The organism is Micromonospora sp. BRA006-A, from assembly GCF_033433935.1.
GTDB lineage: Bacteria > Actinomycetota > Actinomycetes > Mycobacteriales > Micromonosporaceae > Micromonospora > Micromonospora aurantiaca.
The window spans coordinates 2234579-2254757 of sequence record NZ_JANCLW010000001.1 but is presented as its reverse complement, the minus strand read 5'-3'; the positions used below and the strand labels follow the sequence as shown (position 1 = coordinate 2254757).

Below are 20179 nucleotides of genomic sequence, written 5' to 3'. Positions count from 1 at the left end.
CTCCTGGCCCTTCTGCCATGGCTCGATCATCAGCGGGTCATCGGAACAGGAGGCAGCACCGATGCTGAGACGTCCACACAGATGGGGCCCGGCCCGGCGGCTGGTGAGCGCGGGCGCGGCCCTGGTGCTCGCCGCCACCGCGCTGGCCGCGACCGGTACGGCGGCGCAGGCCGAGACGGGCGCGGGCGCGTCGGCCGGCGACAAGATCCGTCCCGAACTCACCCGGCAGCTCCAGGGCAAGAGCGAGGGTGACTTCTGGATCCACTTCGGGGCCAAGGCGGACCTGAGCAAGGCCGCCGCGATCAAGGACTGGAACGAGCGCGGCGCCGCCGTCGCGGCGGCGCTGAAGAAGACCGCCGCCGACAGCCAGTCGAAGATCCGGGCTGAGCTGGACCGCTCGGGTACGAAGTACCAGACCTTCTGGGCGACGAACGCCATCAAGGTCACCGACGGCTCGCTGACCATGGCGCAGAACTTCGCCGCCCACTCCGAGGTGGACGGCCTGTACGCGCCGGTGGAGTACAAGCTGCCGGAGACCACCAAGGGCACCGACGAGAAGGCGGCGAACGCCCTGGAGTGGGGCATCGCCAACATCAACGCCGACGACGTCTGGTCCCAGTACGGCGTCAAGGGCGCCGGGATCACCGTGGCGAGCATCGACAGCGGCGTCCAGTTCGACCACCCGGCGCTGGTGAACGCCTACCGCGGCAACAACGGTGACGGCACCTTCGACCACGACTACAACTGGTTCGACGCCGCTGGCGAGTGCGCCACCGCGCCGTGCGACACCGACGGCCACGGCACGCACACCATGGGCACCATGGCCGGCGCCGACGGGGCCAACCAGATCGGTGTCGCCCCCGAGGTCAAGTGGATCGCCGCGAACGGGTGCTGCCCGTCCGACGCCGCGCTGATCTCCTCCGGGCAGTGGATGCTGGAGCCCACCGACCTCAACGGGCAGAACCCGGACGCCAGCAAGCGGCCGAACATCATCAACAACTCGTGGGGCACCACGGCGCCGTCGAACGAGCCGTTCATGGAGGACGTCACCGACGCGTGGAACGCCTCCGGCATCTTCGGCGTCTGGTCCAACGGCAACAACGGCCCGTCCTGCCAGACCAGCGGCTCACCGGGCAGCCTGGCGAGCAACTACTCGGCCGGCGCGTACGACATCAACAACAACATCGCCAGCTTCTCGTCCCGGGGCACCGGGCAGAGCGGCGAGATCAAGCCGAACATCTCGGCCCCTGGTGTGAACGTGCGCTCCAGCGTGCCGACCGACTCGTACGCCAGCATCAGCGGCACCTCGATGGCGGCGCCGCACCTGGCCGGCGCGATCGCGCTGCTCTGGTCGGCGGCGCCCACCCTGGTCGGCGACGTCACGGCGACCCGCGCGCTGCTCGACGACACGGCGATCGACAAGGGCGACGCGCAGTGCGGCGGCACCACCGACGACAACAACGTCTACGGTGAGGGCCGCCTGGACGCGCTCGCGCTGCTCGCCGCCGCCCCGATCGGCGACAACGGCACGCTGGCCGGGAAGGTCACCGACGCCGCCAGCGGTGCCGGGATCGCCGGCGCGACCGTCACGCTGTCCGGCGCGGCGGACCGCACGCTGACCACCGGCGCGGACGGGACGTACTCCTCGCTCCTGCCGGCCGGCGACTACCAGGTGGTCGTCTCGGCGTTCGGGTACGCGACCCGCACGCTGTCGGCGACGATCACCGCGAACACGACCACCACGCTCGACGTGGCGCTCACCGCGGTACCCAGCGTCACGGTCAGCGGGCAGGTCACCGACGGGTCCGGGCACGGCTGGCCGTTGTACGCGAAGGTGAGCGTCGAGGGCACGCCGATCTCTGACTACACGACGCCGACGACCGGCCGCTACAGCCTGTCGCTGCCGTCCGGGGCGACGTACCGGCTCACTGTCGAGCCGCAGTACGCCGGCTACCTGACCACCACCAAGGACGTCACGGTCGGCACGGGCAACGTGACCGCCAACATCGCGGTGCAGGCGAACCCGGAGGCGTGCACCACCGCCCCCGGCTACACCGTCAGCTCCGACGGCGAGTACGAGACGTTCGACGGCACCGGCGTCCCGGACGGCTGGAGCGTGGTGGACAACGCCGGCACCGGCCAGGTCTGGGAGTTCACCGACGCCGGTGAGCGCGGCAACCTGACCGGCGGCAGCGGCAACTTCGCCATCATCGACAGCGACAACTACGGCAGCGGCGGACGGCAGGACACGTCCCTGGTCAGCCCGGTGGTCGACCTGACCGGCGTGACCACGCCGGTGATCCGGTTCAACCAGGACTACAACTGGCTCAACAGCGACCGCGCGGACGTCGACCTGAGCCTGGACGGCGGCACCACGTGGAGCAACGTGCTCCGGCAGGCCGCCGACGTGCGCGGCCCGCGGGTGACCGAGGTGCCGATCCCGCAGGCGGCCGGCCAGTCGCAGGTGCGGGTGCGCTTCCACTACTACGAGGCGAGCTGGGAATGGTGGTGGCAGGTCGACAACGTCCTCATCGGCAGCAAGCTCGTCTGCAAGCCGGTCACGGGCGGCCTGGTGCTCGGCCACGTCCGCGACAAGAACGACAACAGCTACGTCAACGGCGCCACGGTGACCAGCAAGGACCGCCCGGCGGAGAAGGCCACCACAGTCGCCACGCCCGACGACACCGAGCTGCCCGACGGCTTCTACTGGATGTTCTCGTCGCTGACCGGGAAGCACCCGTTCACCGCCGACGCCGGCAACTACGTGAGCCAGACCAAGCAGGTGACGGTCGAGGAGGACTGGGCCACCGCGCCCAACTTCCAGCTCGCCGCCGGCCGGCTGTCGGTGAAGCCGACCTCGATCACCGGCACGGTCCGGATGCCCAGCGGGAAGGTCAGCAGAACCTTCACCGTCACGAACACCGGCGGGGCCCCGGTCACCGCCGAGTTCAGTGAGCGCGACGGCGGGTTCGTACTGCAACGGGCCGACGGCTCCCGGCTGTCCGAGCAGGCCCTGCTCGGCTCCACCGGCGCGCCGGCGCAGCGGCTGACCGCCGCCACGTCGTTCGCGGCCCGCTCGTCGGGCAAGTCGTCGAACGCGATCGCCGCCGCCGCACCGCAGGCGGACCCCTGGACCACCATCCCGGGCTACCCGGCGAACGTGATGGACAACCGGGTCGTCACCGTCGACGGCACCGTCTACTCCATCGCCGGTGGCGACGGCACCGCGTCGAGCGCCAAGAACTACCGGTACGACCCGATCACCCAGGCGTGGACCGGCATCGCCGACCTGCCCGGCGCGCGTAACGCCATGACGGTCGGCGTGCTCGACGGCAAGATCATCGCCACCGGTGGCTGGGGTGCCGCCGGACCGGACGCCGCCACCTTCTCGTACGACCCGGCGGCGAACACCTGGACCCGCAAGGCCGACAACCCGGCGCCGCGCGCGGCGGCCGGCCAGGCGGTAGCGGGCGGCAAGCTGTACGCGATCGGCGGCTGCACCACCGCGAGCTGCACGCCGATGGCCAACTCGGTGGTCCGGTACGACCCGGGCGCCGACGCCTGGGAGACGCTGCCGGCGTACCCGAAGTCGGTGGCGTTCCTGTCCTGCGGCGGGATCGACGGCACCGTCTACTGCACCGGCGGCAACGACGGCACCACGTCGCAGAAGGTCGGGTACGCCTTCGACCCGTCCGCGAACGCCTGGACCGCCATCCCGGACGCGCCGGCCGACAGCTGGGCCTCCTCGTACGCGGTGGCGAACGGCAAGCTGCTGGTCGTCGGCGGGTCGCAGGGCGGCGCCATCACCAACGCCGGCTTCGCGTTCGACCCGGCGACCAACTCGTGGGCCAACCTGCCCAACGCCAACGCCCCCCGCTACCGGGGTGGCGCGGCCTGCGGGTTCTACAAGATCGGTGGTTCGTCGGGCGGCTTCACGGCCACCAAGGACAGCGAGGTCCTGCCCGGCTTCGGCGAGTGCTCGGAGGCCGCGGCCGACGTGAGCTGGCTGACCGTCGACAAGTCGAAGGTCACGCTGGCACCGGGTGAGAAGGTCACCGTCACGGTCGGCATGACCGCGAGCGTCGACCAGCCCGGTACGTACTCCGCTTCCGTGGTGATCAAGGAGAACACCCCGTACACGGTGGAGCCGGTGGCGGTGACGATGATCGCGCAGCCGCCGACCACCTGGGGCAAGCTGTCCGGCACGGTCTCCGGCAAGAGCTGCCAGGGCGCCACCGCGCCGCTGGCGGGCGTGACCGTGCAGGTCGACTCCTGGGCGAACTCGTACACCTTCACCACCGACGCCCAGGGCCGGTACGCCTACTGGATGGACCGGCGCAACAACCCGCTGACGCTGATCGTCGCGAAGGACGGCTGGAAGCCCCAGACGCGCCAGACGAAGATCAACAGCAGCACGCCCACGGTGGAGGACTTCACCCTCTCCCCCACCCGCTGCTGACCTCAGCACCGACGAGGACGGCCCGCCCGGCGATCCACACCGGGCGGGCCGCCCCTTTCCCCCGTCGATCTTGCACGTGCTGCCCCGGCAAGGCACACAAAAGCCCCACCCGAGGGGCCGCAAGTGCAAGATCAGCGGCGAACCAGGGCGGGCGGGGGTTACTGGGTGAGGCGGAAACCTACGCCTCTCACGGCGTGGATCGTGGCGGGGGCGTCGAGGCGGCCCAGCTTGCGGCGGAGGCGGCGGACCACCGAGTGCATGTCGGAGCGCCGTCCGAGATGGTCGTTGCCCCAGACGGCGCGGTGCAGCCGGGCGTACGTCCACACCTGGCCGGGCGTACCGGTCAGGCAGACGATCAGGTCGTGCTCCAAGGGCGTCAGCCCGATCTCCCGCTCCCGCCAGCGCAGCACCCGCCGGTCGGAGTCGACTGCCAGATCCCGCCGGGGCGGTTCGGCCGGCGCCTCGTCAGCCGCGGGCGGTTGCGGCGCCGGGGCCAGCGCGGGCCGGCGGACCAGGTCGAGGAAGCGGCGGGCCTGATGGGCGCTGGACACGATCAGGAACGACTCGGTGCCGCCGAGCAGTTGGGCGAGCTGCCGGCGCTCGGCCGACGAGGACGCGATGCCGATGACCAAGGACGGGAGCCCTGTCATCCGTTCCCACCTTTCCGGCAGGCCGAACCACAACGCCGGGCGGCCGCCAGGCACGACGTTGCGGAGGCACCTGGCTTGCGGAGTTCGACCCGAGGGGTGCGGGAGCTGCGGTTTCGTGAGGCTTCGGGGTGAACTACCGGGATCATATAGCCGAGCACCGATGATTGGTATAGCAGTTAACGTCGATGTAACTGCGTGCAACAAGGTGTTCGAGGCAACGTGCGCCGGGCCGCGTCCGGCACGCGCGTACCGATGAGAGACGGGGCGTACGGCGGTCCAATGCGTGTGATCACCCACCTGCTCTGCCTGCCCGACGGGACGCCGACCCGCGCGGACATCGCGGCCCGCTGCGCCGACCTGGCCGAGGCGCTGCGCGGCCGCGACCGGGGCGTGGTGGTGTGCGACGTGTCCGCGGTGAGCGCGCCCGACCTGGTCACGGTCGAGGTGCTGGCGCGGATCCGGCTGACCGCGCGGCGGTTCGGCTGGCGGCTGGAGGTACGCGGGGCCGGCGACGACCTACGCGAGATCGCCGGCCTGCTCGGGCTGGCCGGCACCCTCCTCGAGCCGGTCCGGCAGCCCGAACAGCGGGAACAGGCGGTCGACGTCGAGGAAGTTGTTGAGCGACGTGATCCGGCCGCCGGAGACGCCGATCACGATCAGCGCCCAGGGCACGTGGCCTGAGCCGTCGGGGTCGCGCCGGTAGTGCCCGAACGCCGGCATCCCGTTGGCGGCGGTCGGCACCAGGCGGGAGCCGCGGCAGCCGCTGCCGGTGCCGGCCATCCACGCCGCGATGTGCTCGGGGCCGCGCAGCCACAGCGGCAGCGGCGGCATCGACAGCGTCGCGTCCTCGTGCAGCAGCGCGGTGAGCGCCGTCAGGTCGTACGCCTCGAAGGCCCGCACGTAGCGGGCGAGCAGCGCCTGCTGCTCGCTGTCGAGCGGCCGGCGCACGTCGGCCTCGGTGTCGGCCGAGGCGAGCGTGGCGCGCGCCCGTTGCAGCGCGCTGTTGACGCTCGCCACCGACGTGTCGAGCAGGTCGGCGACCTCCTGGGCCGACCACGCCAGCACCTCGCGCAGGATCAGCACGGCCCGCTGCTTCGGCGGCAGGTGCTGCAACGCCGCGACGAACGCCAGCCGGACCGACTCCCGGCCGGCCACCACCTCGGCCGGGTCGGCGACCTCCGGCAGCACCCGGTCGTCGGGCGCCGGGCCGAGCCAGATCTGCTCCGGGCGGGGCTCGCCGGGGTGGGTGGCGGTGCCGACGCCGGCCGGACCGAGGTCCATCGGCCGGACCCGGCGCTGCGCGCTGGTGGACATGGACAGGCAGACGTTCGTCGCGATCCGGTAGAGCCAGGTCCGCAGCGCGGACCGCCCCTCGAACTTGTCGAAATTACGCCAGGCACGGACGAATGTGTCCTGTACCGCGTCCTCGGCCTCGAAGGCCGAACCCAGCATCCGGTAGCAGTAGCCGGTCAGCTCCGACCGGTACTCCTCGAGTTGCGCCTCGACGGGGACGCTCGCCACCTCGCTCACCCCGCCGAAACTAGCCCACATGCTGCGTCAATGCGAGCACGTCGGGGCCCGCACCGATGAGTCGGTGCCGCCCGGCCGGTCTGACAGCCGTCAGGTCACCACGTCCGAGGAGCACCGATGACCACAGCGCAGCGCGACGACCCACAGGCCCCGGGGCGGTACGCCGACGTCAACGGCGTCCACCTCTACTACGAGACGCACGGCGAGGGCCGGCCGATGATCCTGCTGCACGGCGGCCTCACCTCGGGTGAGATGTTCGCGCCGATCCTGCCCACGCTGGCCGCCACGCACCAGGTGATCGTGGTGGACCTCCAGGGGCACGGCCGCACCGCCGACGTGGACCGGCCGCTCGACATGGCGCTGATGGCCGACGACGTGGCCGCGCTGATCGACCACCTCGGGCTGGACCGCCCGGACGTGGTCGGCTTCTCCCTCGGCGGCGGCGTCGCCCTGCACACCGGTTTCCGGCACCCGGAGAAGGTGGGCCGGCTGGTCGCCGCGTCCGCGCACATCCGCCGCGACGCGGTCTACCCGGAACTGCTGGCTCAGCAGGGCCAGGTCAACGGCGCGGCAGCCGAGTACATGAAGGACACCCCGATGTACGAGCTGTACCAGCGGGTCGCGCCGCGTCCGGAGGACTTCCCCCGGCTGCTCGACAAGATCGGCGAGGCGATGCGGGAGGACTTCGACTTCACCGAGCAGGTCCGTGCCCTACGGGTGCCGACGCTCGTGGTCGCCGCCGACGCCGACATGGCGCCGCCGAGCCACTTCGTCGAGGTGTTCGGGCTGCTCGACGGCGGCCGGCGCGACGGCGGCTGGACGGGCGAGGGCCGCCCGGCGGGCGGGCACGCGCTGGCGATCCTGCCCGGCCTGACCCACTACGACATCGACCAGTCGCCGCTGTTCGCCGCGGTCACCCTGGACTTCCTCGACCGGGGCCGCTGACCCGCGCGCGTGTGCCGCGTCCCGTACCGGGGTACCGCTTGCGCAGGAGCACCGGTGAGGAGGACGAGATGACCGACCCCAGGTACGCACCGATCGGGCTGGCCGCCGCCGGGCGGCTGGTCCCCGACGACGGACAGACCGACGGCGGTGAGGTCGTCGGCGCCGACGACGCGGCCGCCGACGCCGCCCGGGCCGGCGCCGACGTGGACCTGTCCCGGGCCGACCGGGACAGCGACGGCACCCCGGTGGGCGCCGCCGACGCCGAGGCCGACCGCCGGCGCGCGGCAGGCGAGTGACGATCTCCGCCCCGCCACCCGTACGACGGTGGCGGGGCGGAGCCGTCCTCAGCCGTCGACCGGCAGCTCCACGTCGGGCAGGTGCCCGAGCGCCCGGATCGCGGTGACCGCCGCGTACCCGTCGGCCAGCCAGGCGATGTCCGTGCCGGGGACCGCGCGGACCGCGTTCGCCTCCACCGCCGTACGCACGAACCCCTCACCACGCTCGGCCACGGACACCTGCACCTGACCGAACGGGGCCAGTGTCGCCTGGCGCAGCCCCGCCACCTGATCGGCCGGCCGGTCCGGCACGTTGAGGTTCAGTACCGTGCCCGGATCCGCCCCGGCCAGCCACGGCAGCAGCGTCGCGGCCAGCTCGGCGGCGCTCGACCAGTGGCGGGACTCGTCGTCCACGCTGTCCAGCACCGCGATCGCCGCGCCACCGCTGCCGGCGCTCGCCGCCGCCGCGGTGAGCACGTCGAGCGACACGGCGAGCGCGCGGATGCCGTTGTTGCCGGCCGTCAGCGCCGCGCCGACGGTGCCGGAGTGCAGGACCGCGTGACCCGCGTTGGCGCCCCTGTTGATGCCGGACAGCAGCAGGTCCGGCACCGGCCCGAACACACCCAGGCCGGCCAGCACCGCGATGTACGCCGGGGAGGCCGCCACCGCGTACGCGGGCACACCCGGCAGGCCGTCCAGCTCGGTCTCGCGGAACACCAGCCGCCCGTCGTCGGTCACCGCCGACAGCGCCGCGCTCATCCCGCTCGCCTCGGCCTCCGGCGCCGCGACCACCACGTCCATCCCGCGCTCGTACGCGGCCCGGGCCAGCGCGCGGATGCCGGGGGCGTGCACACCGTCGTCGTTCGTCACCAGCACCCGTGGCGGCCGGTCAGTCGTCATCGTCGCCGCCGTCCAGCGGGGTCAGCCGCACCCGGCCGGCCAGTTCGCGTACCGCCTCGGCCCGGCCCGTGCCCAGCCCGTGCCGGGTCACGTTCAGCGCACCGGCGGCGGCGCCGACGTGCAGCGCCTCCCGCATGTCGCCGCCCCGGGCCAGCACCGCCGCCACCCCGGCGGTCATCGAGTCCCCGGCGCCCCGGTGGTCGGCCAGCTCCAGCGGCGGGGCGTGCACCAGCAGCGGCTCGCCGTCCTCCGGCAGCGCCAGCGCGGGCTCCCCCGCGCGGCTGATCAGCACCGTCCGCGCGCCCCGCTCCTGGCACCGGCGGCCGGCGTCGCGCAGTGCCTCGACGCTGTCGTCCTTGGCCAGGCCGTCGTCGAGCAGCTCCTCGTGGCTTACCTTCAGCACGCTCACGCCGCCGTCGAGCACCGCCTCCAGGTACGGCCCGGACAGGTCGGCCACCACCGTCCCGCCGTTGGCGCTCAGGTCGGCGGCGAGGCGGCGGTAGATGTCCGGGTCCACCACCTGCGGGTCGGCCGGGCCGCTGAGCACGCTCACCGGGGCGCGCAGCCCCTCGGTGAGCGTCACCGTGTACAGCTCGTCGATGTCGTGCCGCACCATCGGCGCGCCCGGATGCTCGGCGATCTCGGTCCGCTCGCCGTCGCGCCGGTCGTGCACGTACCAGCCGGTGCCGGACTCACGCCGCACCGTCCGGACCGTGACGTCCTCGTCGTCGAGCAGCTTGCGGACCGCGTCGCCCACCTCGCCGCCGAGACCCACGCACATGGTCACCGGTACGCCGAGCGCCGCGATCATCCGGGTCTGCCACACCCCCTGCCCGCCGGGGTGCAGGTGCAGCTCGGGTACGTCGCCCTGCTGCTCGATCGTCACCGTCAACAGCGGGGCCGGGGCGAACACCATCACCTTCTGCTCCATCCGCCGGTGTTGCCCGCTCACCGGCCCCGGTAATCCCCCAGGTCAGCGCGGGCGCGCGGCGGCACGGCGGCGCCGCAGGTACGGCAGCGCGAACAGGTAGAGACCGCTGATCAGGAGCAGGGCGAGCGGCAGCAGTGGCACGTAGGAGACCCACACGATCGGGTCCTTCTGGGCCAGCGCCACGAAGGTGATCACGACGGTCACGGTGAAGGCGACGGAGAACCAGCGGTGGAGCTGACGGATGCGCGTGTCCATGGGTCGACGACCTTTCCCCGGTGGCCGCCCTGGTGGGAGGCCTGTGCCGGAAACGCTAGGTCCGCCCGCCCGCGCGACGCTTCTCGATTCCTGACCGGTCCACGCCGCGCTGTTCCTGGTCAGTCAGCGGCCAGCTCGGGCCGATGCTCCTTGATCCACTTCTGCACGTCCGACTTCAGCCAGACCTTGCCCTGCACCAGGTCGGCCACCGGCTCCGGGAAGTTGCGGTGACTGGTGATCACGTAGACGCGCTGCTTGCTGATGCCACCCAGCATCACGCGGATCTCGGCTGCGCCCACCAGCTCCATAAGCCGGACGCTAGACAGTTGCCCTGGCTCCTTGACTCGGGTCAACGCCCCGGTCACCGTATGGGGTATGCCGACTTCCTCGCCGACCCAGGGCCGCCCGCCCAGAGCGATCCGGCCGCACGTGGCGATCCGGCCGCTGTGGCTGTGCCGGGTCTGCGCCGGCCCGTGGCCGTGTCAGCCCGCGCGCCTGTTGTTGCTGCTGGAATACCGCCGCGACCGGGTGGCGCTGTCGATCTACATGGCTGGCTGCCTGTTCGACGCCGCCGCCGACCTGCTGAGACTCAACCCCGATCCGGGCCCTCGCCCCGGCGAACTGTTCCACCGGTTCGTCGCGTGGACGAGACACTCGTGAGCGGACAGGTCACTCCCGCATGTATTCGCCGCCCTCGGCGGTGGCCGACGCGTAGCGCACGGCCGCCAGCGGGTTGAGCAGCACCGCGGCGATACCGGCGGCCCACGCCGTCGCCGGTAGCCGCTCGCCGTCGGGGCGGACGGTCCGCCGGGCGGCCCAGCAGCCGAGGGCCGCGAACGTGACGAGCAGCGTGACCGGCAGCAGCCAGAGCACGGCGGGCAGCAGGTCACGGAGGGGCACCACGGCGTCGAGCAGCTCCACCGGGAAACTGGCGCCGTCGTGGGTCACCAGGCCGATCCGGTGGCTGTAGGCCGCGAGCGCGACCACTGTGCAACCGACGGCGATCAGGGCGACGAGGGCGAACAGTGCGGCGCGGCGGGCGGACACCGGGCCGAGGTTACCGCCCGCCGAGCCCTGACGGTGGACCGTCGCGCGCCAGGGCGGTCAGACGCCCAGGGCGAGATCTGCCACCTCGGCGGCGCAGCCCCAGGACAGCGTCACCCCGGCCCCGCCGTGCCCGTACGCGTGCACCAGCCGCCCGTCCGCCGGGTCCACCTCGACCCGGGGGCCGCCGTGCCGGGCGGGCCGCAGCCCGATCCGCTCCCCCAGCACCGGCGCCTCCGCGAGCTGCGGCACCAGCGCCACGCACCGGCGCCGGATCGCCGCCGCCTCCTCCGGGTCGGGGCCTGTGTGTCCCACCCCGGCCTCGTAGGTGCCGCCGAGCACCACGTCGTGGCGGCGCGGGTGCACGTACGTGACGCCCGCCGGGTCGTCCTCGTCGCGGACCGAGACGGTCAGACCGGGGTTCGCCACCAGCAGGACGTGCCCGCGCGCCGGGTACACGGCCGGGTCGGCGGCGAGTCGGCCGGAAGCCAGTCCGGTCGCGTTCACCACGACCGGCGCGACCTCGTACGCCTCGGCGAGCGTGCCCAGCGCGCGGCGGACGACCCGCCCGCCGCCCGCCTCCAGGCGCTGCCGCAGCCAGGTGAGGTAGCTGGTCATCTCCACCGACGGGGCGGTGAACCGCAGCAGCGCGGTGTACGGCGGCTGCGCCGGTTCGGCCGTCAGGTCGCCGCAGGCGTCGGCCCACCAGGGCGGCCCGGTGTAGCGGTGGCGCAGCCACATCCGGGTGGGCCGGTCGACCACCCCCGGCACGCCGTCGGCCGCCTGGCGGCGCAGTTCGGTGTGGGTGTCCCGGGCCCAGCGCAGCACCCGGGGATCCTCCTCGGTGTGGCTCGGGTACCAGACGGCGGCGGCCACCGTCGACACCGTGTCGGCCGGGTCGTGCGCGGTCAGCACGGTGACGTGTGCGCCGCGCTGCTGGAGCGTGAGCGCCGTCGTCATCCCGATCACGCCGCCGCCGACCACCACCACGTCCGCCTTCGTCATGACGCCCATGATGGCGCAGGCCCCGGACGCACGACCGGAGCGGGCGGGCCGCCCAGGGAGGCGACCCGCCCGGCGGGCGTCAGCCCTTCTGGCCGATCCGGTCCACGACGGCGACGGACAGCACCGCGGACGTGCCCGCCTCCCCGCCCACGCCGAGGAACGCGTACGTCCGCGGGTCGAACACCATCACCATCAGGGCCGGGTTCCCCGGGGAGGACCAGCTGACGCCCACACCGGAGCGGCCCGCACCGTCGGTGGCCTTCTCCACCACCTTCAGGCCCGGCGTCGCGGCGGCGGCCTCGAACAGCGCAGCCCGCGACCGTGGCCTCAGGTACGAGTCGTTGAGCAGGAACATCACGTCCTTGGCGGCGGCGTTGACGTCACCGGGCTCGCCGCTGCGGTGCTTGTCCAGATAGGCGCGCATCGCGGCGGCGTCGGTGGGCACGGCGGGGTCGTAGGCGGGCTCCGGCACGCACGGCTCGGTGCCCGGCAGGGGCTGCCCGCCCTTGTACATCTTCGCCCGGCCGTCCCGGCAGCCGGGGAGCACGAACTCCTGGCGGCCGCCCGGCGGGTACTCGACGACCAGGCCGTCCCTCGTCCCGTCCACCGACGCCCAGCTCTCCCGCAGCTCCCGGCCGCCCTGCGAACGCGTGTAGACGAACTGGTCGGGCCGGGGCTCGACGTCCGGCAGCCGCAACGCCGCCACCGCCGCGTCGCGCAGCACCTGCCGGGCGTCGGCCCGGGCGGCGGGTGCGCTGCCGCCGATCCGGTCCGGCGCCAGCACCAGCACCGCGGCGAGCGACGCCGCCACCGACGCCGTCGCCACCCCGGCGAGGACCAGCCGCCAGGCGGGCCGTCGCACCCGTCGGGCGGGCGCGGCCTCCGTCGCGGTCATCGCGCCCACCAGCCGGGTACGCGCGACGCCGAGTCGCTCGCCGGCCGGCAGCTCGGTCTCGTCGCCGAGCCGCTGGAGCAGTCGCATCTCATCCATTGCTCAGTACCTCCTCGATGGTGTCGGCCGGCTCGCCGCCGAGCCGTTCCCGCAGCAGCCGGCGCGCCCGGTTCAGCCGGGACCGCACGGTGCCGACCGGGACGGCCAGCGCGGCGGCGACCTCCTCGTACGTCAGGTCCTCCCAGGCGACGAGCAGCAGCACGTCGCGGTCGCCGTCGGCGAGCCCGGCCAGCGCGTCGAGCAGGTGCCGGCGCAGCGACCGCGCGGTCACCTCGCCGGCTACCCGGTCGGCGGGGGACGCCTCGGACGTCGCCGGGCGGTACGCCTGCCGCAGCCGGTACTCCCGTTCCTCGGTGCGCCGCTGCTGGGCGACGAGGTTGGTGGCGATCCCGTACAGCCACGGGCGGGCGTTCGGGCGGCCGGTGTCGAACCGGTCCCGGCGCCGGAACGCGGCGAGGAACGTCTCCGCCACCAGGTCGTCGGCCGCCGCGGAGCCGAGGCGCCGGGCCAGGTAGCGGTGGATGTGCGGCGCGTGCCGGTCGAAGATCGCGGCGAAGGTCTCCGGTTCCCGTACGGACCGGGCGACGACCTCGGCGTCGGTGAGCGCGCCGACGTCGACATCCTTCACCCGTCTCAGTCTTCTCATGCGCGGCCTCTCGGCGAGTGGGGACGTGTCACCTGTTGTCCGCTGCTCGCGTCCGGACGGTTCACGCCCGCGACGGTAGGCCGGTCGGGTGGTCCGTCGTGGACCGTGCGGTCGTACGGGGCGGAATCGCTTTGTCCGTCTCGGTTACGCTCGTGGCGTTTGGCCTTGGGGAGGGCTCATGAGTGCGGATCCTTCGATGAGCGGCGACTTCACCCGCATGCTCGACGCGACGATGGCGGCACTGCGGACGGTGGGTCCGCCGCCCGCCGACGACGCGGAGACACCGGCGGTCGGCGAGGCCGCCGACGGGCAGGTACGCGCCGAGATGGGCCGCGACGGCAAGCTCCACTCGCTGCACGTCGAGCCACGGTTGATGCGGCTCGGCTCCGACGAGCTGACCGCCCACATCGTCACCGCCGTCAACGCGGCGATCGACGGGCTGCGCGCCGGCCCGGCGCCGCAGGTCGCGGACATGTCGCAGTTGCGGGAGCAGTTGCAGGAGGTACGGGACACGGCCGTACCCCGGCTCGGGTCGTTCCTCGACGCGCTCACCGAGGCGCAGGAGCGGCTGGCGCGCGGCGGGCAGCGATGAGCGGCGACGGCTTCGAGGTGCATCCGCCGCTGATCCGGGCCGCCGGGCGCGGCGTCACCGACGTGGCCAAGCGGTTCACCGGCGAGCTGGAGGCGTTCGAGGCGCGGATGCAGGGCTACGGCGAGCCGTGGGGCGCCGACGACATCGGGTCGCTGATCGGCATCGCGTACACCGAGGTGGCGAACTACATCTTCGACTGCCTCGGCATGGCCGCCGACGAGTTCACCTCGGCGGGCGCCGACATCGCGGGGATGGCCGACTCGTACGAGCGGGTCGACGAGGACGGCGCGGGCACCATGCGCTCGCTGGCCGGCGGGCTGGGCTGAGCCGTGGGACTGCAACTACCCGGTGAGCTGGTCACCGCGCTCGGCTGGATCGGCTACACCTGGCCGGCCGCCGACGAGGAGAAGCTCTTCGAGATGGGCCAGGCGTGGCTGGAGTTCGGCGGCCGGATCGGGGCGGCGGCCGGCGAGGCGGACGCGGCCGCCGCGCAGGTGTGGACGCAGAACGTCGGCCCGGCGATCGCGGCGTTCCAGAAGTGGTGGGGCGGCGAGCAGAACGGGCCGCTCGTGCTGCACGACAGCATGCCCGCGGCGATGCTGCTCGGCGCCGGGCTGATCATCTGCGCGGCGATCGTGCTGGCTCTGAAGATCGCGGTGATCGTGCAGCTGGCCATCCTGGCGTTCGAGGTCGCCCAGGCGATCGCCACCGCCGTGGTCACGTTCGGCGCCTCGCTGGCCGAGATCCCGATCTTCCAGATCATCACCCGGGAGATCGTCGGCGCGCTCATCGACCAGGTCATCGGGAGACTGCTCGATGCCTAGCCCGAGGCGCGGCCGGGGCGCCGCCGCGAAACCGGCCGCCGGCAAGATCGTCCGCAAGGCGGTCGAGAAGCTGGAGAAGCCGATCGTCCGGGTCACCGGACCGAATCGGAGCCTCCCCACCAAGGTCGTCCGGGTGGAGCGCCGCGACTTCCACGCCACCGCCCAGTTCCGGCGCAAGATGGCCGCACTGAAGAAGCTCAGCGACTCCGGCAAGCTCTACAAGGCCACCAACCCGGTGCAGCGCGACAAGAGCATCACCGACGGCTACAAGGATCGGATCCGGCAGAAGATCTGGGACAAGTACTGGCCGCACGACAAGGACCTCGCCAACCGGCTCAGTCAACGGCTCAGCGACTACCATCCCGACCACGTGTGGGAACTGCAGCTCGGCGGGCCGGACACCGTCGACAACCTCAAACTGCTGCATGGTAGAACCAACACGGACATCGGCTCCCAGATCTGGGGGCAGATCCAGAATCTGCCGGACGGAACCCCGATCCGAATAGAGGTAGTGGATTGACTTCCGATCTCGCGCAGCTTCTCGACGAACTCCGCGCCGACCTGGCCGCGGACGAGCCGGCGAGTCTCGCGTACGCGCAGATCGGCGCGCCCGCCGACGACGGTGACGTGCCGGCGGAGCTGCCGGCCGGCTTGCGTGATCTGCTGCTCGCCGCCGACGGCCTGCGCGCCGGGGCGTTCGAGCTGGCCTCGACCGGCCGGCTCGCCGGGGTGCAGTACTTCCTCGACTACGCGCCCGGCTTCTCCCCCGTCGGCCAGGACAAGACCGGCTGGCTGGTCGTCGGCACGCGCAGCGACGAGCCGATCTTCCTGGAGCGGGCGACCGGCGCGGTGTGGTACTTCCCGCCGACCGGCACCGAGTGGTTCATGGGCGACGCGTTCGAGGAGCTGGCGCCCGACCTCGACTCGTTCGTGCACTACTACGTGCTCGGCCCCGGCTACGCCGAGCTGGTCACCGACAACGACGCGTGGTACGCGTTCCTCGACCGGCAGGGCCTGCTCGACGAGTCGGACGACGTGGACGAGGACGAGGCGCAGCCGTGACGGTGACCCGGGAGCAGCTCACCGCGCTGTGGGGTGAGCGGGGCGTCATCTACTTCCCCGACCAGCGTTTCGACGCGATCCTCGGGCCGCTCGGGCCGGAGGTGTTCCCGCCCGACGGGGCGCTGCCGGTCGAGGTGCCGATCCTGTTCACAGTCGACGTCTCGGTCCCCGACGTGGAGCTGTTCTCCACGCTGTCGATCGAGCTGGGCGACCAGGGCCCCCGCCCGTACGTCGTGCTCGGTGCCTCGCCGGAGGATCCGGCGCTGCTGTTCTGCCTGGACGCGGACACCGGCGCGGTGATCCTGCTGGACCTGGAGACGCCGAACCTGGAGACGGTGAACAGCACGTTCGCCGCGTTCGTGGAGTTCCTCTACCGGCTCGGGCAGCTCATCGCCACCGACCCGGGCGGGCGGGAGCGGGCCGCACGGGCGGCGGCGATCCGCGACGACCTGCGCCCGGTCGACCCGGTGGCGTTCGCGGAGCCGGAGTCGTGGTGGAACATGGCCTTCGACGAGCTGGAGTCGACCGCCTGACGTCAACCGGCCGCCGGCGCGGGCACCGCCTGTGCGGCGCGGTCCGCGCCGGTCACGCCGGCGACGAGCAGCAGGTACGCGGCCAGCTCCACCACCGCCGACAGCGCCGCCACCGGTTGCGGCATCGCCGAGGTGGGCGGGATGGCGAACCAGGCGAACAGGGCGGTGCCGTCGGCCTCGAGCGGATGCGGCACCGCGGCCAGCGCCGCGTCGAGCAGCGGCAACGCGAGCACCGCCAGCAGTGCCGCCCCGGTCGCGGCGAGCCGCCGGCCCCGCCCGGCCAGCAGCGCGGCAAGCGCCAGCGCGGTGAGTGCGAGCGCCAGCGGCGGCAGCACCGCGAGGACGAGCGCGGGCACGACATCGGCCTGGCCCTGCCCCGATCCGGTCACCCGGGTCGGCGTGGTCCCGGTACGGACCTCCACGATCCGGGTGCTCGCCGCGACCGCGGCGCCGACATCGGCGACCCGGACGGCCGCGTACCCGACGACGGGTGCGGCGGCGACCGCCGCGGCGATCAGATGCCGCCGCCGTCCACGCCCCCGGTACGCGACAAGCAGCACCGCCACCGCGACCAGCGCCGCCCAGCTCCCGGCGAGCGCCGCGTCGAAGCCGGCAGTCCGGTCGACTGCGCTGTCGCCGCTGCCGTACATCACCCAGCCGACGTCTCCGGCGCCCGGCTCGGCCGGCATCGTGCGGACCGCGTCCACAATCAGCGGTACGAGCGCCGCCGGCACCGCCCAGCGCGGCGCCGGCAGTCCGGCGGCGACGGCGTAGCCGAGCAGCAGTGCCAGGCTCAGCACCTCCGCGCCGTGCCAGAGCGGTGCGGCCACCAGGACGCCGACGACGTGGGCGACGGCGGACACGGCCGCGAGGATCAGCAGCAGCGGGGGGCGACGCACCGGCGGATCCTTTCACGACACACCGGCCGCCGCGGCCCCGTGGTCGTCAGCTGCCGGCCGGCACCTGGTCCTTGACGTCGTCGTAGCCGACCGCGCCCGGCGCCGGGGCCGGGGTGTAGATCACCCGGATCACGCCGGTCGGGTACGCCTCGGTCGCGGTTACCCGCAGGTGGTACGGCGCGTCGCCCTCGTCGAACAGCCGGCGGCCCTTGCGGGCGGCGACCGGGTGCACCAGCAGCCGCAGCTCGTCCACCAGGCCCGCGGCGAGCAGTTGCTGCACCACCGAGATCGACCCGGGGATGAGGACGCCCTTGATGCCGGCGTCGGCCTTGAGCGCGCGTACGGCGTCGGTCAGGTCACCCTGGATCAGCTCGGAGTTGCGCCAGGAGAACTCCAGCGGCTGGCGCGAGACGACGACCTTGCGCATGTCGCCGAGCTGCTTGGCGAACGGCGCGTCCTCACCACCGGCGGCCTCCCGGTCCGGCCAGGCACCGGCGAAGCTGTCGTACGTCTCCCGGCCGATCAGCAGCACGTCGGAGGTGTCGTAGTCCTCGGTGACGGCGCGGCCCATGTTCTCGTCGAAGTACGGGAAGTGCCAGTCGGGGTCGATCTCGGCGACACCGTCGGCCGAGATGAACAGCGTGGAGATGACAGTGGCCATCACGGTGCTCCTTCGCAGTGGGTTCGACGGGTTGACCGCCGCACCGTGTCAAACTCATCGGCCCGCGACGACGTCACCCGGGATCAGAACGAGAAATCCGGCGGCGCGCCCTCGCCCACCCGCCCGTCGACCGCCTCCCGGAGCAGGTCCGCGTGGCCGGTGTGCCGGGCGTACTCCTCGATCATGTCGAGGAGCATCCTGCGGACGGTGGGGGTGCGGCCGTCCGGCCAGGTGAACGACGACGGCCCGGCCAGTCCACGTTCGGCGACGACGGCATCCATCAGCCCGCGCGACCGCTGCACCGCGGCGCGCCACAGCGCGTACACGTCGTCCGGCGCGGCCTGCGCGCCGAAACGCCACTCCCAGTCGGGCTCGGCGTCGAAGTCGATGCCCTCCCACGGCGGTCCGTACCCCTGACCGGCCACCTTCACGGCCAGCCAGTCCGTCTCGACCAGGGCCATGTGCGCGATCAGGCCACCGAGCGTCATGGTGCTGGCGGCGGTGACCGCGCGCAGGCCCGTCTCGTCGAGCCCGTCGGTCTTCCAGGCGAAGGTCCGCCGGTTGCGTTCCAGGACGGCCAGCAGCGCCTCGGCCTCGGTCTCGGTGGTCGCGTCGTCCATCGCCGAAGCATAGGCAGCAGGCGACATCCGTGGGGGGCGCCCGCCGGCGCCGCCGGCGGGTCAGGCCGGGGTGAGGACGCAGAACTCGTTGCCCTCCGGGTCGACGAGCACCCGCCACGGGATGTCGGCCCCGCCCAGGTCCGCGTCGGTGGCGCCGAGGGACCGCAGGCGGGCGGTCTCGGCGTCCAGGTCGTCCGACGCGTACGGGCGGACGTCGAGGTGCACGCGGTTCCACCCGGTCTTCGCGTCGGCGGTGCGGGCGAACCGCAGGTACGGCCCGACGCCCTGGGCGGAGCGCAGCACCGCCTGCCGGTCGGTCACCTCGTGCACGGTCCAGTCGGTGGCCCGGCCCCAGAAGTCGGCCATGCCCCGCGGGTCGGCGCAGTCGACCACCACCTCGGCGATCGGCCCGGTGTCCGCGTGCCGCGGGTTCGGCTCCCGTACGCAGAACTCGTTGCCCTCGGGGTCGGCCAGGACCGTCCACGGCACGTCGCCCTGGCCGATGTCGGCGGGGGTGGCGCCGAGCGCGGTCAGGCGCGCGACCAGCTCCGCGTGGTGCGCGGCCGAGGTGGTCGCGAGGTCGACGTGGACGCGGTTCTTCGCCGTCTTGGGCGCGGTGGAGACGACGAGGTCGATGTAGAGGGCGCGGGGGTCCGGGTAGGTGAGGTCCTCGGGTTCGAGGTTCGTCACGCCGGGGGCCTCGCTGGAGATCCCCCAGCCGAGCACCTTCGCCCAGAAGCCGCCGAGCGCCACCTCGTCGTGGGCCTTCATGTTGATCTGTACGAGCCGGGTTGCCATGGCGGCGATGGTAGGTGCCCCGCCCGGTCGCCGTGGTCCCGGCAGGTGATCAGGAATCGAGAAGCGCGCCGTCGCCGCCGGGCCATAGCGTTGTCATCGGGCGGTCGGCACCACGCGGACCGCGAGTCACGAGGGGGGATCGCTATGTCCGACGGGTTCAGCGCCGCCGAGCGCGCCGCGATGAAGGAGCGTGCGGCCGAGCTGCGCGCCGAGGGCAAGAAGGGCGCGAAGAAGGCCGACGAGCTCCAGGCGGTGCTCGACCGGATCGCGCAGATGGCGCCGGAGGACCGCGAGCTGGCCGAGCGCGTGCACATGACGATCACCTCCGCCGCGCCGGAGCTGGCGCCGAAGACCTGGTACGGCATGCCCGCGTACGCAAACGCCGCCGGCAAGATCGTCGTGTTCTTCCAGGACGCGGGGAAGTTCAAGTACCGCTACTCGACGGTGGGCTTCCAGGAGGCGGCGAACCTCGACGACGGCGACATGTGGCCGGCGTCGTTCGCGCTGGTGCGGTGGAGCCCGGAGGTGGAGAAGAAGCTCGCCGAGCTGGTGCGTACCGCCGTGTCGTGACCGTGCCGCCGGTCCGGCGGTGCGCGGC

Annotated in this window: 25 protein-coding genes and 1 pseudogene; 12 read left to right on the top strand and 14 right to left on the bottom strand. The window is 73.0% G+C overall.

Features of this window, described 5'->3' with window-relative positions; genetic code table 11:
- The first annotated feature begins 61 nt into the window (after positions 1-61).
- Complete coding sequence (locus tag NMK34_RS10815; RefSeq protein WP_318333263.1) at positions 62-4459, top strand: S8 family serine peptidase; 4398 nt, start codon at positions 62-64, stop codon at positions 4457-4459.
- A gap of 158 nt (positions 4460-4617) precedes the next feature.
- On the opposite strand, the gene NMK34_RS10810 is transcribed toward NMK34_RS10815, so the two are convergent.
- A complete protein-coding gene (locus tag NMK34_RS10810; protein WP_318333262.1) occupies positions 4618-5109 on the bottom strand; it encodes a winged helix-turn-helix domain-containing protein in 492 nt (163 codons plus the stop codon).
- 252 nt (positions 5110-5361) lie between these two features.
- On the opposite strand from NMK34_RS10810, the pseudogene NMK34_RS10805 reads away from it, so the two are divergent.
- A pseudogene (locus NMK34_RS10805) lies at positions 5362-5595 on the top strand (hypothetical protein); the annotation flags it as partial.
- Between the two features lie 30 nt (positions 5596-5625).
- Here the strand turns inward: NMK34_RS10805 and NMK34_RS10800 are convergent.
- The gene (locus NMK34_RS10800; RefSeq protein WP_318333261.1) at positions 5626-6660 is read right to left on the bottom strand and encodes a sigma-70 family RNA polymerase sigma factor; all 1035 of its coding nucleotides are present in this window, start codon (positions 6658-6660) and stop codon (positions 5626-5628) included.
- A 96-nt stretch (positions 6661-6756) separates the two neighbouring features.
- On the opposite strand from NMK34_RS10800, the gene NMK34_RS10795 reads away from it, so the two are divergent.
- Positions 6757-7584 carry an alpha/beta fold hydrolase gene (locus NMK34_RS10795; protein WP_318333260.1) on the top strand — a complete coding sequence of 276 codons (828 nt, stop codon included), beginning with the start codon at positions 6757-6759 and terminating at the stop codon, positions 7582-7584.
- Positions 7585-7652: 68 nt separating this feature from the next.
- Complete coding sequence (locus tag NMK34_RS10790; protein WP_013474689.1) at positions 7653-7880, top strand: hypothetical protein; 228 nt, start codon at positions 7653-7655, stop codon at positions 7878-7880.
- A gap of 48 nt (positions 7881-7928) precedes the next feature.
- Here NMK34_RS10790 and surE read toward each other — a convergent pair whose 3' ends face one another.
- The 4 genes from surE to NMK34_RS10770 form a co-directional block, all read right to left on the bottom strand.
- Positions 7929-8759 carry a 5'/3'-nucleotidase SurE gene (gene surE, locus NMK34_RS10785; protein WP_318333259.1) on the bottom strand — a complete coding sequence of 277 codons (831 nt, stop codon included), beginning with the start codon at positions 8757-8759 and terminating at the stop codon, positions 7929-7931.
- The gene (locus tag NMK34_RS10780) at positions 8749-9675 is read right to left on the bottom strand and encodes a 1-phosphofructokinase family hexose kinase (RefSeq protein WP_318336316.1); all 927 of its coding nucleotides are present in this window, start codon (positions 9673-9675) and stop codon (positions 8749-8751) included. Before NMK34_RS10780 ends, surE begins: the two co-directional genes overlap by 11 nt.
- Positions 9676-9732: 57 nt before the next feature.
- On the bottom strand, positions 9733-9945 hold the full coding sequence (locus NMK34_RS10775) for a hypothetical protein (protein ID WP_194800835.1): 213 nt from the start codon (positions 9943-9945) through the stop codon (positions 9733-9735).
- Positions 9946-10064: 119 nt separating this feature from the next.
- On the bottom strand, positions 10065-10253 hold the full coding sequence (locus NMK34_RS10770) for a hypothetical protein (RefSeq protein WP_018786469.1): 189 nt from the start codon (positions 10251-10253) through the stop codon (positions 10065-10067).
- Positions 10254-10320: 67 nt separating this feature from the next.
- Between NMK34_RS10770 and NMK34_RS10765 the strand changes: the two genes are divergently transcribed.
- Complete coding sequence (locus NMK34_RS10765; protein ID WP_318333258.1) at positions 10321-10605, top strand: hypothetical protein; 285 nt, start codon at positions 10321-10323, stop codon at positions 10603-10605.
- Positions 10606-10614: 9 nt separating this feature from the next.
- Here NMK34_RS10765 and NMK34_RS10760 read toward each other — a convergent pair whose 3' ends face one another.
- The 4 genes from NMK34_RS10760 to NMK34_RS10745 form a co-directional block, all read right to left on the bottom strand.
- Positions 10615-10992, bottom strand: coding sequence for a hypothetical protein (locus NMK34_RS10760; protein ID WP_318333257.1), 378 nt, complete (start codon positions 10990-10992; stop codon positions 10615-10617).
- Between the two features lie 57 nt (positions 10993-11049).
- Positions 11050-12003, bottom strand: coding sequence for an FAD-dependent oxidoreductase (locus tag NMK34_RS10755; protein ID WP_318333256.1), 954 nt, complete (start codon positions 12001-12003; stop codon positions 11050-11052).
- Between the two features lie 70 nt (positions 12004-12073).
- Positions 12074-12985, bottom strand: a complete 912-nt coding sequence (locus tag NMK34_RS10750; RefSeq protein WP_318333255.1) for a CU044_5270 family protein — start codon at positions 12983-12985, stop codon at positions 12074-12076.
- Positions 12978-13592 carry an RNA polymerase sigma factor gene (locus tag NMK34_RS10745; RefSeq protein WP_318333254.1) on the bottom strand — a complete coding sequence of 205 codons (615 nt, stop codon included), beginning with the start codon at positions 13590-13592 and terminating at the stop codon, positions 12978-12980. Before NMK34_RS10745 ends, NMK34_RS10750 begins: the two co-directional genes overlap by 8 nt.
- 178 nt (positions 13593-13770) lie before the next feature.
- On the opposite strand from NMK34_RS10745, the gene NMK34_RS10740 reads away from it, so the two are divergent.
- Genes NMK34_RS10740 through NMK34_RS10715 form a run of 6 tightly spaced genes read left to right on the top strand, consistent with a single transcriptional unit; the run spans position 13771 to position 16603 of the window.
- Positions 13771-14184 carry a YbaB/EbfC family nucleoid-associated protein gene (locus tag NMK34_RS10740; protein WP_318333253.1) on the top strand — a complete coding sequence of 138 codons (414 nt, stop codon included), beginning with the start codon at positions 13771-13773 and terminating at the stop codon, positions 14182-14184.
- Positions 14181-14510: a hypothetical protein gene (locus NMK34_RS10735; protein WP_318333252.1), complete on the top strand. Its 330-nt coding sequence runs from the start codon at positions 14181-14183 to the stop codon at positions 14508-14510. The genes NMK34_RS10740 and NMK34_RS10735 overlap by 4 nt, the downstream gene beginning before the upstream one ends.
- Before the next feature lie 3 nt (positions 14511-14513).
- Positions 14514-15008, top strand: a complete 495-nt coding sequence (locus tag NMK34_RS10730; RefSeq protein ID WP_262012143.1) for a hypothetical protein — start codon at positions 14514-14516, stop codon at positions 15006-15008.
- The gene (locus NMK34_RS10725) at positions 15001-15528 is read left to right on the top strand and encodes an endonuclease (protein WP_318333251.1); all 528 of its coding nucleotides are present in this window, start codon (positions 15001-15003) and stop codon (positions 15526-15528) included. Before NMK34_RS10730 ends, NMK34_RS10725 begins: the two co-directional genes overlap by 8 nt.
- Complete coding sequence (locus NMK34_RS10720; RefSeq protein WP_318333250.1) at positions 15525-16070, top strand: SUKH-4 family immunity protein; 546 nt, start codon at positions 15525-15527, stop codon at positions 16068-16070. The genes NMK34_RS10725 and NMK34_RS10720 overlap by 4 nt, the downstream gene beginning before the upstream one ends.
- Positions 16067-16603 (top strand): SUKH-4 family immunity protein, encoded by a 537-nt coding sequence (locus NMK34_RS10715; RefSeq protein WP_318333249.1) that lies wholly within the window; start codon positions 16067-16069, stop codon positions 16601-16603. Before NMK34_RS10720 ends, NMK34_RS10715 begins: the two co-directional genes overlap by 4 nt.
- Positions 16604-16605: 2 nt before the next feature.
- Here the strand turns inward: NMK34_RS10715 and NMK34_RS10710 are convergent, their stop codons facing one another.
- From NMK34_RS10710 to NMK34_RS10695, 4 genes are all read right to left on the bottom strand, one after another.
- Positions 16606-17502, bottom strand: a complete 897-nt coding sequence (locus NMK34_RS10710; protein WP_318333248.1) for a hypothetical protein — start codon at positions 17500-17502, stop codon at positions 16606-16608.
- 46 nt (positions 17503-17548) lie between these two features.
- Entirely contained in the window at positions 17549-18163 is a 615-nt protein-coding gene (locus NMK34_RS10705; protein WP_318333247.1) for a dihydrofolate reductase family protein, read from the bottom strand.
- Positions 18164-18246: 83 nt separating this feature from the next.
- Positions 18247-18783, bottom strand: a complete 537-nt coding sequence (locus NMK34_RS10700) for a DinB family protein (RefSeq protein WP_318333246.1) — start codon at positions 18781-18783, stop codon at positions 18247-18249.
- Positions 18784-18843: 60 nt separating this feature from the next.
- A complete protein-coding gene (locus NMK34_RS10695) occupies positions 18844-19581 on the bottom strand; it encodes a VOC family protein (RefSeq protein ID WP_318333245.1) in 738 nt (245 codons plus the stop codon).
- A gap of 144 nt (positions 19582-19725) precedes the next feature.
- Between NMK34_RS10695 and NMK34_RS10690 the strand changes: the two genes are divergently transcribed.
- On the top strand, positions 19726-20151 hold the full coding sequence (locus NMK34_RS10690; protein ID WP_318333244.1) for a hypothetical protein: 426 nt from the start codon (positions 19726-19728) through the stop codon (positions 20149-20151).
- The last annotated feature ends 28 nt before the right edge of the window (positions 20152-20179 follow it).